General features: G+C 67.7%; 9 protein-coding genes and 4 tRNA genes. 3 read left to right on the forward strand and 10 right to left on the reverse strand.

Translation table 11 applies throughout. The features are described from left to right. Positions 1-82: 82 nt before the first annotated feature. The 3 genes from RIV14_RS06100 to pgsA form a co-directional block, all read right to left on the reverse strand. On the reverse strand, positions 83-493 hold the full coding sequence (locus RIV14_RS06100; protein WP_004565236.1) for a helix-turn-helix domain-containing protein: 411 nt from the start codon (positions 491-493) through the stop codon (positions 83-85). Between the two features lie 161 nt (positions 494-654). After that, positions 655-1,176, reverse strand: coding sequence for a CinA family protein (locus RIV14_RS06105; RefSeq protein WP_081379464.1), 522 nt, complete (start codon positions 1,174-1,176; stop codon positions 655-657). Positions 1,177-1,198: 22 nt separating this feature from the next. Beyond that, positions 1,199-1,822 carry a CDP-diacylglycerol--glycerol-3-phosphate 3-phosphatidyltransferase gene (pgsA, locus tag RIV14_RS06110; RefSeq protein WP_143223294.1) on the reverse strand — a complete coding sequence of 208 codons (624 nt, stop codon included), beginning with the start codon at positions 1,820-1,822 and terminating at the stop codon, positions 1,199-1,201. Between the two features lie 241 nt (positions 1,823-2,063). Between pgsA and RIV14_RS06115 the strand changes: the two genes are divergently transcribed. After that, positions 2,064-3,407, forward strand: coding sequence for a CapA family protein (locus RIV14_RS06115; RefSeq protein ID WP_075371746.1), 1,344 nt, complete (start codon positions 2,064-2,066; stop codon positions 3,405-3,407). Here RIV14_RS06115 and RIV14_RS06120 read toward each other — a convergent pair. From RIV14_RS06120 to RIV14_RS06130, 3 genes are all read right to left on the reverse strand, one after another. Beyond that, positions 3,396-6,320, reverse strand: a complete 2,925-nt coding sequence (locus RIV14_RS06120; protein ID WP_075371745.1) for an FtsK/SpoIIIE family DNA translocase — start codon at positions 6,318-6,320, stop codon at positions 3,396-3,398. The genes RIV14_RS06115 and RIV14_RS06120 overlap by 12 nt on opposite strands. 156 nt (positions 6,321-6,476) lie before the next feature. After that, positions 6,477-7,412 carry a PfkB family carbohydrate kinase gene (locus RIV14_RS06125; RefSeq protein ID WP_075371744.1) on the reverse strand — a complete coding sequence of 312 codons (936 nt, stop codon included), beginning with the start codon at positions 7,410-7,412 and terminating at the stop codon, positions 6,477-6,479. Positions 7,413-7,430: 18 nt separating this feature from the next. Continuing rightward, the gene (locus RIV14_RS06130; protein ID WP_075371893.1) at positions 7,431-9,065 is read right to left on the reverse strand and encodes a ribonuclease J; all 1,635 of its coding nucleotides are present in this window, start codon (positions 9,063-9,065) and stop codon (positions 7,431-7,433) included. A gap of 173 nt (positions 9,066-9,238) precedes the next feature. Here RIV14_RS06130 and RIV14_RS06135 point away from each other — a divergent pair, with 173 nt between their 5' ends. Then, a complete protein-coding gene (locus tag RIV14_RS06135; protein ID WP_428978866.1) occupies positions 9,239-10,081 on the forward strand; it encodes a polysaccharide deacetylase family protein in 843 nt (280 codons plus the stop codon). A gap of 95 nt (positions 10,082-10,176) precedes the next feature. On the opposite strand, the gene RIV14_RS06140 is transcribed toward RIV14_RS06135, so the two are convergent. The 4 genes from RIV14_RS06140 to RIV14_RS06155 form a co-directional block, all read right to left on the reverse strand. Then, a tRNA-Glu gene (locus RIV14_RS06140) sits at positions 10,177-10,249 on the reverse strand. A 48-nt stretch (positions 10,250-10,297) separates the two neighbouring features. Further along, a tRNA-Glu gene (locus RIV14_RS06145) sits at positions 10,298-10,370 on the reverse strand. Positions 10,371-10,411: 41 nt separating this feature from the next. Next, positions 10,412-10,484, reverse strand: a tRNA-Glu gene (locus RIV14_RS06150). Positions 10,485-10,502: 18 nt separating this feature from the next. Next, positions 10,503-10,574 (reverse strand) — tRNA-Gln (locus RIV14_RS06155). 271 nt (positions 10,575-10,845) lie between these two features. Between RIV14_RS06155 and RIV14_RS06160 the strand changes: the two genes are divergently transcribed. After that, positions 10,846-11,607, forward strand: coding sequence for a hypothetical protein (locus RIV14_RS06160; RefSeq protein ID WP_075371743.1), 762 nt, complete (start codon positions 10,846-10,848; stop codon positions 11,605-11,607). Positions 11,608-11,650 lie beyond the last annotated feature (43 nt).

Below are 11,650 nucleotides of genomic sequence, written 5' to 3' on the forward strand. Positions count from 1 at the left end.
TGGCCCCACCGCCGGGAGGGTCGGCTCACTGGCAACGGCCTGCGCACCGCGAGAGCAGCGCAAGCAGAGCATCAGCGGATGGTCACCGCAGGGCGACCCCCTGCTGACGCACGAGCTCATCGGGAACTGTGTCTGGAATCATGACGCCCTCGGTCAGGGCGATGCGGTCGGAGACCTCGCGCAGCACCATGGACAGGGGGGCGTCAAGCGCCTGGCAGATGGAGGCGAGCAGCTCAGAGGAGGCTTCCTTCTGACCACGCTCAACCTCGGAGAGGTACCCCAGGGAGACGCGGGCCTGAGAGGAGACCTCACGCAGCGTGCGTCCCTGGTGCTGTCGGACGCCGCGCAGGACTTCTCCGATCTCGCGGCGCAGGACGACATTCTCGTGCTTCGGGGTGTCCACGGACACACCGTACCCTGCCCCGGGTCCCTGGCGCATCGGCATCCGGTTGTTGATCGGGCGAGTGGTGCGGGGGTGAGTCGTGTTGTTCATCGTCTAGCACAACCATTCACGTCGTGGATTCATTCCCGCCACGCGGGTCCAGCTCTTCGGCTCCGGTGACGTTGGGAACCACTCTACCGGTATTCCTGAGAGAAATCTGAAATACGCCTTAGTCTGTGGTCTGTAGTTGGTCGGTCGTCGATGTGAGGCAGTCACGGCTGCGACTCACGGCCTTCTTTCTGCAGGAAACCGATGGCCAGCTCACACACTTCCATCACGGTGGCGCGCCGGATCTGCGAGCGGTCACCGCTCAGGTGCAGCTCGCGGTGCCTGCGCCCCCATGGAGCGGCGACGGCGACGTGAACCGTTCCCGCCGGATGGCCGTCAGCCGGCCCCGGGCCGGCCACTCCAGTGGTCGCCAGCCCCAGATCGGCCCCGAGGAGCCTGCGCACTCCGTGCGCCATCTGCAGGGCGACATCGCGGTCCACCGGCCCGGTCCGCTCCAGGTGCGCAGCATCGACCCCGAGGACCTGCGCCTTGATCCGGGTGGCGTAGGCCACGACCGCCCCCACGAGCACACGGGAGGCGCCGGGGACCTCCACCAGGCTGGAGGAGACCTGTCCACCCGTCAATGACTCGGCGATCGCCAGACTCACTCCGCGATCCGCGGCAGCTTGCAGCAGGGCCGTCGCCACGCGGATACGTCCCTCGGTGCCCTGCACGTCCCCGATCACCACGGCTTGCGCCCCGGGGAGGTCACTGGTCGCTCCGTCCGTCCTGACGACTCAACCGCATCGCCTGGCGGACATAGTCCAGGCCGGTCACCACCGTGACGATGAGCGCCGCAGCCACGATGACGTAGGCCGCCTTGGTCAGGAACGTGGCCGGGCCCGCGGGCAGCAGGAGCATGGACCAGGGTGTGAGCAGCCCGACCAGCCCCACCATCTGCAGCGTCGTCTTGATCTTGCCGCCGCGCGAGGCCGCCATGACGGCGCGGCGCAGCATGAAGAAGCGCATGACCGTGATGCCGACCTCGCGCACGACGATGAGGATGGTGACCCACCACCACAGTCGTTGGTTGACGCTCAGCAGGACGAATGCGGACAGGGTCAGTGCCTTGTCCGCGATCGGGTCGGCGATCTTGCCGAAGGAGGTCACCAGCCCCCACGAGCGCGCCAGCTGGCCGTCCAGGCGATCCGTGAAAGCCGCCACGACGAAGACCACGACTGCGGCGAGCCTGGCCCGGTCCCCTGGCAGCAGGGAGAGCCAGATGAAGACGGGCACGAGCAGCAGGCGCAGCACCGTCAGGACGTTGGCGATGTTGAGCAGCGGCGCCTGCTCTGACTGCGCGGCGCCGTCCGGGGCGGTCGGGGCGTTCATCAGGGTCAGCCTAGTCGCGGACGGCCTCCAGTCGACGCAGAAACCTCGATCCATCTTCTCGACTGCCTCGTATCTGCTCACCTCCGCCGTACGCGCCATGACGCCACCACATACGACACGCGGCATAAGATCCGTTCTCACCCACGGTTCACGCCGACGTCTCGACACGTCCACCTCGCGCCGCCGGAACGAGCACGAACCGTGCACACGTCATTAAGGTCCACCTCTTACGTTCATCACCATGCACTCAGCCGCTCCTCTGCCTTCGTCTTCGCCACGCTCGGCACGTCTCGCCCGCAGGTCACGAGGACCGGGCCTGCTGACCGCCGTCGTTCTCACCGTGTCCGCCGCGGTGAGCGGCTGCGCGACGAGCACTGACCACTCCGTGCCGGCTCAGTCGCCAACTCCGTCCGCCTCCGCCAGTACCGGCGGCTCACAGGACGTGCGCTTCACCGTGGGCTACGCCGGGGACGTCCTCATGCACATGCCGGTGATGGAGTCCACCCCGGGGGCCTCAGGGGACATCACCGCCAACATCGCTGCTGAGACCCCCTGGGTCGAGGGCCTGGATCTGGCCCTGTGCGGGATGGAGGTTCCTGTCGCTCCGGACGGGGTCTACTCGGGCTACCCCTCCTTCGGCACCTCGGCCGAGGTCGTGGCCGCCTTGGCGAGATCCGGGTGGGACGGCTGCGCAACCGCCTCCAACCACGCTGCGGATCGGGGAGAGGCGGGGGTCGTGGCCACCTTGGACGCCCTGGACGCTCACGGGCTGGGCCACGCTGGCACCTACCGGAGCCGACAGGACGCCTCGGTGCCCTTCGCGCTCTACGAGCTTGAGCGGGGTGGGCGCACAGTGACCGTCGCCCAGATCTCCACGACCATGGACCTCAACGGCCTGGAGGATCCCACCGGCTACTCGGTGTCGCTCAACGACGTCGGCACCATCACGAAGGCGGCGACGTCGGCCCGCGCGGCGGGTGCCGACCTCGTCGTCGTCCACTCCCAGCTCGGTGAGGAGTACGAGACCACGCCCAACGACAAGCAGGTCTCCTACGCCCAGTCCCTGGCCGACAGCGGGCAGGTCGACATCCTCTTCGGCGCTCACCCCCATGTGCCTCAGCCCGCAGAGAAGCTCTCCGGCGGAGTCGGGGGCAAGGGGATGTGGGTGTCGTACTCGGCCGGCAACTACATCTCCAACCAGGATGAGGAGTGCTGCGCCCCGTTGTCCGATGTCGGCCAGTTGGTCTGGGCCGACGTCACGTCCCACGCCGACGGCTCGGTGAGCGTGGACAAGCTGAACTGGCACCCGTTCACGATGGATCTCGCCGGCGGCCACAAGATCAGGGACCTGGCGGCGCTTCACAACGGTGAGCGCCCTGCCGACCTGGGCCTGAGCACCGAGCAGATCGACCGGCGCTGGAGCCTGCTGACCTCTCAGGTCAAGGACGCCTCGACCATGTCCACCACGCCGCCCACACCCACCGGGCCAGCCCCGACGATTCCTAGTCGGGAAGAGGTCATCACACGAGCCGGAGCCCACCCGGCCCCGCAGGGCACGGCATCGGCCTCCTCCTCACCACGATGAGCCGCGACCAGTGAGCGACCAGGCGTCCTCGGAGTCCTCATCGGCGGAGGTGTCGTCCCAGGACTCCGACTCCGGCAGGCTCGAGGCGACCTCCAACGGATCCGTGCTGTGGCGGTTCGACGGCATGACCGCGGTACGAGGCTCATTCGCGGCAGGAGCCGACGGCTCGTCGGAGCCCGGCTCGCCCTGAGGGGCGTCATGGGCCTCGGGAGTCTCCGCGCTTCCCGGCGCACCGCCCTCGCCCTTGATCCAGGCCAGGGTCTCCTCGAGCTGCTCGGGCTGGACGAGGACGTCGCGGGCCTTGGACCCCTCCGAGGGGCCAACGACCTCACGGGACTCGAGCAGGTCCATGAGGCGTCCGGCCTTGGCGAAGCCGACGCGCAGCTTGCGCTGCAGCATGGAGGTGGAGCCGAACTGACTGGAGATGATGAGCTCGGCGGCCTGCAGGAGCAGGTCCATGTCATCGCCGATCTCCTCGTCGATCTGCTTCTTGACCTCCGGGACGACGACGTCCTCACGGTACTCGGGCGTCAGCTGGGACTTGACGTGCTCGACGACGGAGCGGATCTCGGACTCGGTGACCCAGGAGCCCTGGATACGCACCGGCGTGGAGGCGCCCGGCCCCAGGTAGAGGGCGTCACCCTGGCCGGTGAGAGTCTCGGCCCCGTTCTGGTCGAGGATGACCCGGGAGTCCAGCTGTGAGGCCGTGGCGAAGGCCAGGCGCGAGGGGACGTTGGACTTGATCAGGCCGGTGACCACCTGGGCGACGGGCCGCTGGGTGGCCAGGACCAGGTGGATCCCGGCGGCGCGGGCCAGCTGGGTGATGCGCTGGATGGAGGCCTCCACGTCCTTGGGGGCGGTCATCATGAGGTCGGCGAGCTCGTCGACGACGACCAGGAGGTAGGGGTAGGGGCTCAGCTCTCGCTGGGATCCCGGCAGGGGCTGGACCTCTCCCGCGCGCACCGCCTTGTTGAAGTCGTCAATGTGCTTGAAGCCGAAGGAGGCCAGGTCGTCGTAGCGGGCGTCCATCTCTCGCACCACCCACTCCAGGGCCTCGGCCGCCTTCTTCGGGGAGGTGATGATCGGGGTGATGAGGTGGGGGATACCCTCGTAGATGGTCAGTTCCACCCGCTTGGGGTCCACGAGCACCATGCGCACCTCCTCGGGCGTGGCGCGCATCATGATCGAGGTGATCATCGAGTTGACGAAGGAGGACTTACCCGAACCGGTCTGACCGGCCACCAGCAGGTGCGGGGTCTTGGCCAGGTTGGTGACGACGTAGTCGCCCTCGACGTTCTTGCCCAGCCCGACCACCAGCGGGTGCGCCTGCTTGCGCGCGGCCTGGGAGCGCAGGACGTCGCCGAGCTTGACCATCTCCCGGTCGCTGTTGGGGATCTCGATGCCGATGGCGCTCTTGCCGGGAATGGGGGTGAGCAGGCGGATCTCGTCGGAGGCCACCGCGTAGGCGATGTTCTTCTCCAGCCCCGTGATCCGGGAGACGTTGACCCCCCGGCCCCGGTGGACCTCGTAGCGGGTGACCTGAGGACCGCGCGTGTAGCCGGTGACCGTGGCGTCCACGTTGAACTCGGCGAAGACGTTCTGCAGGGACTCGACGATGGCGTCGTTGGCGGGGGTGCGGGTGGAGTGGCCCGGACCAGGACCGAGCAGCGCGTCCTCGGGCAGGGTGTAGGTCGAGCCGTCGGGCAGGGCCATGTTGCCCAGGTCGCTCATGGCGATCTGGTCGGCGAGGTCGGGCTCCTCGAGGGCGACCTCGGGGGTCTCCTCGGTGACGGCGTCGAAACCGGACGGTGACTGCGAAGGTGCCTGCGGGACGGGGCGCTTGGCGGACGAGGGTTTGCGCTGCCCCCCTGCGGCCGGGCCGGAGGCCGCGGGGCCACCTGCCGGGCCGGCGGGCCTGCTCCGGGTGGAGGACGCGGCTGAGGGCGCCGGGGAGGCGATGACGTCGGTCTCCTCGCCCACGTCCGGGATGACGAAGTCCTCGCCCCCGGAGTGAGCGCCGTGATCGCCGCCCGGCTCGAAGAGCTCGGTGGTCGAGGCCTGCTGGGCCTCCCGGTCGGACGAGCGCTTACGCCGGCCACTGCCACGCTTGCGAGAGGACGACTCCTCCACCTCCAGGGCGGAACGGAAGGGCTCGTCGCCGTCGTAGGAGTCCAGGAGCGCCGTCTGATCCGAGTCCCCGCCCGAGGCGCCGGCCCGCCCGGTGCCTCGACGCACCCGTCCGAGCAGGCGCCGGGCCAGGGAGTCACCGGATCCGTCGGCGCCGTGGGAGTCTCCGTCACCGTCCGCGGCCCGGTACTGCTCCAGCAGGTCACGGATCTCGGCAACGGTCTTGCCGGACAGGACCAGGGCGGAGAAGGCGATCAGGAGGAGGAACAGGATGACGGCCCCCACGGAGGAGAACAGCGCCGCCAGGGGGTAGCCCACCAGCCATCCCAGCAGCCCTCCGGCACTCTCCAGGCCGCCGATGTTGTTCTTGAGGACCGGGTTGCCGCTGCCGACCTGGATCATTCCGGTCAGAGCCGTCAGCAGCCCCAGGCAACCCACCGAGACCCGCGCGTGCACCGCCCCCAGGCTGTGGACCCGCAGCATGGCGATGCCCAGCGCCGCCAGGAGCGGGGGCACGAAGATACCCAGGACACCGACGGGGCCCGCGGCGATGTGGTGCAGGAGGTCGCCTGCGGCCCCGGAGATCCCGAACCACTCGCGCAGTGCCAGCACCGCTGCGAGGGCCAGGATGAGGAAGGCCCAGCCGGTGCGGCGGTAGCGCCCGCCGGAGGGCCCGGTCCCGGGTGCGGAGAGGGGAGCGGTCCCTGAAGCGGAGCCGCCTCGATTACGCCCTCTGCCGGTTCCCGATGAGGACGCAGCTGTTCTCGTGGTGCGACGATTGGCCATGATGCTCTAGAAACTATCGGATTCTCGGTGTCATTGGCCTCGCCACGCCGCCTGCGCCGGCCGGAGACATGTCACCTTCTCGGTGCTGCGGCCCGGTGCGGGGCTCACCCCCTGAAGCGGCGGGGCAGGCGCGGCCCCAGGACCGGTCAGGACCGGTCAGGACCTCTCATCGCCTGCCCGGAGGAACTCATCGATCTCCTCTCGCAGCGGGGCCTGGGCCGGGCCGCTGCACGCAACGGCGTGGGCGGCGGCCGCGTTGGCGCGCCTGGCCGCCTCGACGACGTCGAGCCCGTCAAGAAGACCGGCGACCAGGACACCGGTATGCGTGTCTCCCGCCCCCGTCGTGTCCACGACCTCACGCACGAAACCGGGGACCTCGATCGCCCCGCCGCCCACCGGGTGGAGAACACAGCCGTTCACGCCGGTACGGTGGACGATCAGTGCTTCAGGACAGGCCAGCCGGATGGCCCTCGTGCCGCCCAGACGCTTCTCGAGGCGCCCCATCTCCAGATCGTTCCCGGTCAGTATCGTTGCCCGCCTCAGTAGCGGCAGAAGCACCTGATCGGGGATGTCGGGCTGGACCGGACCGAGGTCGATCACCAGCCCGACGCCGTCGGGGATCGACAGGAGCCAGTCGGCCAGGATGCCGCGGCTTGTGTAGTGGGCCAGGTCGTAACCGGTGGCGTAGACCCAGTCCCCGGTTCTCAGGTCGATGCTCTCAAGGTCCTCGCGCTGAGGCTCCCCCTCGACGCCCGCGGTGGTGATGAAGGTGCGTCTGCCGGAGGGCTCGATGAGAGTGGTGCAGGTGCCGATGTCCCCGACGAGCTCCTCGACAAGCAGCTCGACCCGGTCTAGGCGCATTGACTCGCGCACCCGCGCGGAGTTGGGGCCGGTCCCCAGGGTGGCGGCCAGGGCGGTGGGGACACCCTGCCTGGCTGCGGCCGAGACCACGGTGTACCCGCCGCCGACGACCGGACCCGACGACGCCCCGGTGATCGCCCCTCCCGGCGTCGGCACGCGGCTGACGTGGAGGGGGATGTCAATGAGGATGGATCCGGTGGATATGAAGCATGCGGGTCGGAACAGAGTCATGCAGTGAGAGCCCTCCCGCTACGCCTCGATGACGACCGGGACGATCATGGGACGGCGCCTGAGACGGCGCCCGATCCAGCGCCCCAGGGTGCGGCGCATGACCTGCTGAAGGGAGTAGGCGTCCGCCTTGCCGGTCTCCAGCGCGGCTGACAGGGCCTCGGTCACATCAGGAAGGATCTCCTCGAAGACCGAGTCGTCCTCGGCCACCCCCCTCGCCTGGATATGGGGACCGGCCAGGATCGTGCCGGTCGTGGTCTCCACCACGGCGTAGACGGAGACGAAGCCCTCCTCCGCCAGGATGCGGCGGTCCTTGAGCTCGGCCTCGTCGATCTCCCCCACCGAGGAGCCGTCGACGTAGATGTAGCCGCAGGGCACCTGCCCAGCGATACGGGCCGCTCCCCCATCCAGATCAACGGCCACGCCGTCCTCGCACAGCATGACCCGCTCCGGGGCGATTCCCGTCTTGACGGCGAGCCCGCCATTGGCCACCAGATGACGGATCTCACCGTGAATGGGCATGACGTTGCGGGGCTGGACGATGTTGTAGACGTGGAGCAGCTCCTCGGAGGAGGCGTGCCCGGAGACGTGGACCTTGGCGTTGCCCTGGTGGACCACGCGCGCACCCAGCCGCATGAGCTGATTGATGACCCGGAAGACGGAGTTCTCGTTGCCGGGGATGAGGGAGGAGGCGAAGATGACGGTGTCCCCGGGCTCAATGGTGACGCTGCGGTGCTCGGAGTGGGCCATCCGGGACAGGGCCGCCATCGGCTCGCCCTGCGAGCCGGTAACCATGAGGACTCTCTCGTGCGGGGGCAGCGAGGTGATGTCCCGGGCATCGATGAGGACGCCTGCGGGGACCTTGAGGTAGCCGCGCTCGGCGGCGATTCCCATGTTGCGCACCATGGAGCGCCCCACGAGGGCAACCCGCCTGTCGTGCAGGGCGGCGGCGTCGAGGACCTGCTGGACCCGGTGGACGTGGCTGGCGAAGGAGGCCACGACGATCTGCCCGTCGGAGTCGGCGAAGACGTTGTCCAGGACCCGGCCGATCTCACCCTCATGGCCCACCATGCCCGGGACCTCGGCGTTCGTGGAGTCCACGCAGAACAGGTCCACGCCCTCCTCACCGAAGCGGGCGAAGGAGCGCAGGTCCGTGATGCGCCCGTCGATGGGCAGGGAGTCCATCTTGAAGTCACCGGTGGCCAACACGTTGCCGGCATCGGTGCGGATCATGACGGCCATGGCGTCGGGGATGGAGTGGTTGACGGCCACGAACTCCAGGTCGAAGGGGTCGTAGGAGACCTCCTCGTGCTCGACGACCTGGCGCAGCACCGGGCGGATACGGTGCTCCTTGAGCTTGGCCTCCACAAAGGCCAGCGTGAGCTCGCTTCCCACCAGGGGGATGTCCTCACGCAGGCGCAGCAGGTAGGGCACGCCCCCGATGTGGTCCTCGTGCCCGTGAGTCAGGACCAGGGCGACGACGTCGTCGATGCGGTGCTCGATGGAGGAGAAGTCGGGAAGGATGAGGTCGACGCCCGGCTGGTCCTCCTCAGGGAAGAGCACACCGCAGTCAACGATGAGCAGTTTGCCGTCCAGCTCGAAGACGGTCATGTTGCGGCCAACCTCTCCCAGGCCCCCCAGGGGAGTGATGCGCATGGTGCCATCAGCGAGGGGGCCGGGGGTCTTCAGCGCGGGAAAGTTCGTCACGCGGGCATCCTACCGAGAATGCCCCGATTATCGATTGATACGGTATGATCCGGTTGGATTCCGTCGCGCTTCTGCAACGTTCCGACACGAAGTTCAGGGGCACGTCAGGATCGCTCTACGATATGCCGGTGACGACCACAAGCCTGCCGGATGACGGAGCCAGGAACACCGAGCCCCCTCCATCAACCGACTCACAGTCGGCTCCCGCTCCTCGCGAGAGCCGACGAGGCCTCCTGGGAAGAGCCGCCCTGGCAACGGCAACAGGTCTGCTCGGCGCGGGCGCCGGTGCAGGAGTCACTCACTGGCGGGACACCCACCTCTCCCCCACGGCACGAACCGCCCCTCGCCCCGCAAGCCCCGGCAACGCGCTCGGGACGCGAGTGGTGTTCCAGACTGGCGGGGAATCCAGGAAGCTGGCGCTGACCTTTGACGACGGACCAGACCCCCGCTGGACTCCACTCGTGCTCGACATGCTGGCGAGGTTGCACGTACGGGCCACCTTCTTCGTCCTGGGGTCCGCGGTAGAGGCCCACCCCGAGCTGATCGCACGGGAGGTCGCCGAGGGGCACGAGGTCGCGGTCCACAACTGGGTGCACACGGATGTCTACGGCGTGGGCTTCTCCGAGCTGAGCGACTCGGTGGACCGGACACGTGAGGCGATCATGGCGGCGGGAGCACCGTCTCCGCGCCTGTGGCGGCCTCCCTACGGCCGGGTTGACGCGCCAGCCATGATGGTCGCCTCGCTCAAGAGGATGGACCTGTTGCTGTGGAGCGTTCACACGCCCTCGACGGCGGAGGCCGCCGCCGTCAAGGACACTGCCGGCGCCGGGTCGGTGGTGCTGTGCCATGACGGGCGCACGCAGCCTTCCGAAGCCCTGTTCACCGCCTTGGAAGGAGGCGTGCGCTCGCTGCTGGAGCGAGGGCTCACCGTGACGACGGGCAGCGACCTGCTGGCGTCCGTCTGACGAACGGCTGAGGGGCCCTCGCATGAGCAGATCTCGCCGCGAGAAAGCAGGAGGTGCCTGCCCCACCGTGCGGTGGAGCAGGCACCTGGTCCTCGTACCCCCAGCCGGATTCGAACCGGCGCCGCCGCCGTGAGAGGGCGGTGTCCTAGGCCACTAAACGATGGGGGCATGCTATGCAGTAATGAACCAGCAGAGCCGATCGGCCTGCCTGATCCGTACCCCCAGCCGGATTCGAACCGGCGCCGCCGCCGTGAGAGGGCGGTGTCCTAGGCCACTAAACGATGGGGGCTTATGACAGTCCGAGTGCCGAAACCAGCAACCGGACCCTCGTACCCCCAGCCGGATTCGAACCGGCGCCGCCGCCGTGAGAGGGCGGTGTCCTAGGCCACTAAACGATGGGGGCTACAGATCGTCAGATCCGCTGGGGTACCAGGACTCGAACCTAGAATAACTGAACCAGAATCAGTCGTGTTGCCAATTACACCATACCCCAAAGGGCCTCACCCCGGAACGGATCACGTCCGAGGCAGCGGGCAGTAATCTACACGCCCATCCCCACCCCATCAAATCGCCAAGAGGTGAAGACCGACACATAGCAGGAGCCTCAGGCACCTCCCCCCTTCATTCTCCCGATCACGGCCTCACAAGACCCTGGCAACCAGCATCACACCCCTTTCTGAACGCTCACAACCGAGCGGGGCTCCAGAGGCATCCCCTACACTCCCATCTAGTTCCTACTCACCCCCACCCTCCTGGGAGGCAATATGCCCACCCGCCTGCGACACCGTCACCGTGTAGGTCACAGCCCCTGCAGCACTCGCCTCCTCACTCTTGGACTGGCCCTGATCGCAGCCCTTCCCCTCGGCGCCTGCGGTCCCTCTCACAAGGGGCAGCTGACCGTCGAGCCCGCCGGCGCCTCCACCACGGCCGACCCCTCCAGCTCGGACACGCCGTCCACGACACCAACCCCGACACCATCGGCAACATCTTCCGCAACAGCCTGGACGGCCCCGAACGTCACAATCTCCAACGACACCACCGGCACGTGGCACCGGCAGGACGACATACTCGAACGACCGGTCGCGACATCATCAGAAATCAGCCAGGCCTACAACTTCGACGCAGGAGGCTGTCTAGCCATTATCTTCTACAAAGCAAACCAAACAATTCACGACGAAGGAAGAAGGGGTGGAGACAACCTCTCCTCCTCCACCGAGGTGCAGGAGACGATGTCGAACCACAGCTCTTTCTCGGTGACCTCAGGTCCGACTTCCGTCAACGCCGTACGAGACGACAATGGAACGCTCCCCGGATACGAAATCGAATACACAGCCACTGTCACATATGCAAACGGCTCGACGAACAACGTAGCGGGATACCGTTTCTTCCGGCAGATCAGCGATCTGGGCGTCACCCTCGAAGTCTTCCTTGAGTGCACCCCGGACAAACTCGCCTCCGCCGATACATGGCACCAGTTCTTGTTCTCGACACGAGTGGCAGGACTCGATGCTGGGGCCATGGGATAAATGAGTCCCGGTACCGAGTCACAGCACCTTCCCTCCTCCTTTC

Origin of the sequence: Actinomyces acetigenes (assembly GCF_031296635.1) — a bacterium.
In the GTDB taxonomy this organism is placed as follows: domain Bacteria; phylum Actinomycetota; class Actinomycetes; order Actinomycetales; family Actinomycetaceae; genus Actinomyces; species Actinomyces acetigenes.

Coding starts and splice junctions, on each gene's coding strand:
- RIV14_RS06100 (WP_004565236.1), bottom strand. CDS start 493: ATGAACAACACGACTCACCCCCGCACCACTCGCCCGATCAACAACCGG.
- RIV14_RS06115 (WP_075371746.1), top strand. CDS start 2,064: ATGCACTCAGCCGCTCCTCTGCCTTCGTCTTCGCCACGCTCGGCACGT.
- RIV14_RS06135 (WP_428978866.1), top strand. CDS start 9,239: ATGCCGGTGACGACCACAAGCCTGCCGGATGACGGAGCCAGGAACACC.
- RIV14_RS06125 (WP_075371744.1), bottom strand. CDS start 7,412: ATGACTCTGTTCCGACCCGCATGCTTCATATCCACCGGATCCATCCTC.
- RIV14_RS06160 (WP_075371743.1), top strand. CDS start 10,846: ATGCCCACCCGCCTGCGACACCGTCACCGTGTAGGTCACAGCCCCTGC.
- RIV14_RS06130 (WP_075371893.1), bottom strand. CDS start 9,065: ATGCGCATCACTCCCCTGGGGGGCCTGGGAGAGGTTGGCCGCAACATG.
- RIV14_RS06120 (WP_075371745.1), bottom strand. CDS start 6,320: ATGGCCAATCGTCGCACCACGAGAACAGCTGCGTCCTCATCGGGAACC.
- pgsA (WP_143223294.1), bottom strand. CDS start 1,822: ATGAACGCCCCGACCGCCCCGGACGGCGCCGCGCAGTCAGAGCAGGCG.